Source organism: Actinoallomurus acaciae (genome assembly GCF_042429965.1).
GTDB classification, from domain to species: domain Bacteria; phylum Actinomycetota; class Actinomycetes; order Streptosporangiales; family Streptosporangiaceae; genus Actinoallomurus; species Actinoallomurus acaciae.
This window is the reverse complement of record NZ_JBHLZP010000885.1, coordinates 1-2,063: the sequence shown is the minus strand read 5'-3', so window position 1 is coordinate 2,063 and position 2,063 is coordinate 1. Positions and strand designations below refer to the sequence as shown.

The following is a 2,063-nucleotide window of genomic DNA, read 5'->3' as shown; positions in this document are numbered from 1 at the left end:
ACGCCTGATGGTCTTGTTCAGCGGATGGTGGGGCGGGAGCTTGACACGCTTTATCCGAAGCAGGAGACGGTGGTCGGTGGGCCGGTGTTGGAGGTGTCGCGGCTGACGCGTGAGGGCGTGTTCACCGATGTTTCCTTCGAGGTGTGTGCTGGGGAGATCGTCGCGCTGGCGGGTTTGGTTGGGGCGGGGCGTAGTGAGGTCGCCCGTGCGGTGTTCGGTATCGACCGTTATGACGCCGGCACCGTAATGGTCGGTGGTCGGGGGTTGCCGGGTGGTAGCCCGACTGCGGCGATGTCGGTGGGGTTGGCGTTGGTCCCGGAGGACCGTCGTCAGCAGGGGCTGGTGATGGATGGTTCGATCGAGCGGAATATCGGTTTGACCGCGTTGCGGTCGTTGCGGCGGGGTCCGGTGGTGTCGCGTCGGGCTGAGCGTGTCCGGGCTGCTGATTGGGCGATTCGGCTTCAGTTGAAGTATGCGCGTTTGAGTGATGCGGTCGGGGTGTTGTCGGGGGGGAATCAGCAGAAGGTCGTGCTGGCCAAGTGGTTGTCGACCGAGCCGGTGGTGTTGATCGTGGATGAGCCGACCCGGGGGATCGATGTGGGCACCAAGGCCGAGGTGCATCGGTTGTTGTCGCAGTTGGCCGCTGATGGTTTGGCTGTGTTGATGATCTCGTCGGATCTGCCGGAGGTGCTTGGTATGGCTGATCGGGTGCTGGTCATGCATGAGGGCCGGTTGACCGCCGAGATCCCCCGGAGCGAGGCGACGGAGGAGACCATCATGGCCGCTGCGACCGGTCAGATCCGAGGGGAGGCGGCCTGATGGTGGCTGTGACCGCTGATGGTGGTGGGCGTCGGCTTGTGGACGCTGTTTTGCGGGCGCGGGAGTTGAGCATTCTCGCGGCGTTGGTGGTGTTGGTGGTGGTGACGGCGGTGGTGAATTCGTCGTTTTTGTCTGAGCAGGGTGTGAAGGATATTTTCCTGAACGCTTCGATTTTGGGGTTGTTGGCGGTGGGGCAGACGATGGTGGTGATTACGCGCAATATTGATTTGTCGGTGGGGTCGGTGGTGGGGTTGGTGGCGTTCGCGTCGGGCCGGTTTGTGTTGGGTCATGATCGTGGGATTGTGGTGGTGTTGGTTTTGGGGATGGTGGTTGGTGCGGTGTGTGGGTTGGTCAATGGTGTGCTGGTGAGTTTCTTTCGGGTTCCGGCGTTGGTGGTGACGTTGGGCACGTTGTATGTGATTCAGGGGTTGGATTACTACTGGGCGCATGGTCAGCAGATTAATGCTGCTGATGTGCCTTCTTCGTTGCTGGAGTTGGGGAGTGGTGGTGTGTTGGGGGTTCCGTATCTGCCGTTGATCACGGTGGTGGTGATGGTGGCGGTCGGGTACTACCTGCGGTCCTTCCCTTCAGGCCGGGAGTTTTATGCGATTGGTTCGAATCCTGATGCTGCGCGGTTGGCGGGGATCGCGATCCGCAAGCGGGTTTTGACGGCGTATGTGGTTAGTGGGGTGTTGGCGGGGTTGGCGGGGGTGTTGTGGCTGGCTCGGTTCGGGACGGTGGTGGCGGATGCGGCGCATGGTTGGGAGTTGAAGGTGGTTTCGGCGGTTGTGGTGGGTGGGGTGGCGATTGTGGGGGGTTTGGGGAGTGTGTATGGGGCGGCGTTGGGTGCGTTGTTGCTGACCACGATCGGCAGTGTGCTGGTGGTGTTGAAGGTCAACTCGTTCTGGCAGGACGCGATCGCGGGTTTGTTGTTGCTTTTGGCGATCAGCGTCGACCGCTTGTTGTCCTTGCGCGTCACCCGCGCTCTTCGGAGGAGGAACGCCCGTCATGGCGCCTGAGGCACCTGTCAAGACCGCTCCGGCTCCCCTCACCCGCCTGATCCGCTGGGACGTCATCGTCACCGCGTTGTTGATCGTGGTGTTCGCCGGTGGCGCGTTCGGTAGTTCCGACTTCGCCACGAGTGACAACCTGTCGTTCGCCCTGGATGACCTGTCGGAGATCGCGCTCATCGCGTTGCCGATGACGTTGCTGGTCGTGGCCGCCGAGGTGGACCTGTCCGTCGC

General features: G+C 62.1%; 2 protein-coding genes and 1 pseudogene. All 3 read left to right on the top strand.

What is annotated here, in order from left to right; translation table 11 throughout:
• A partial coding sequence (locus ACFFNX_RS48490) for an ATP-binding cassette domain-containing protein (protein ID WP_378213207.1) occupies positions 1 to 819 on the top strand: 819 nt, incomplete at its 5' end.
• Positions 819 to 1,838: an ABC transporter permease gene (locus tag ACFFNX_RS48485; protein WP_378213206.1), complete on the top strand. Its 1,020-nt coding sequence runs from the start codon at positions 819 to 821 to the stop codon at positions 1,836 to 1,838. The genes ACFFNX_RS48490 and ACFFNX_RS48485, both read left to right, overlap by 1 nt.
• A pseudogene (locus tag ACFFNX_RS48480) lies at positions 1,828 to 2,063 on the top strand (ABC transporter permease); the annotation flags it as partial. The gene ACFFNX_RS48485 and the pseudogene ACFFNX_RS48480, both read left to right, overlap by 11 nt.

Bases quoted from the DNA above. Each gene is read 5' to 3' on its own strand.
- ACFFNX_RS48485 (WP_378213206.1), top strand. From the start codon at position 819: ATGGTGGCTGTGACCGCTGATGGTGGTGGGCGTCGGCTTGTGGACGCT.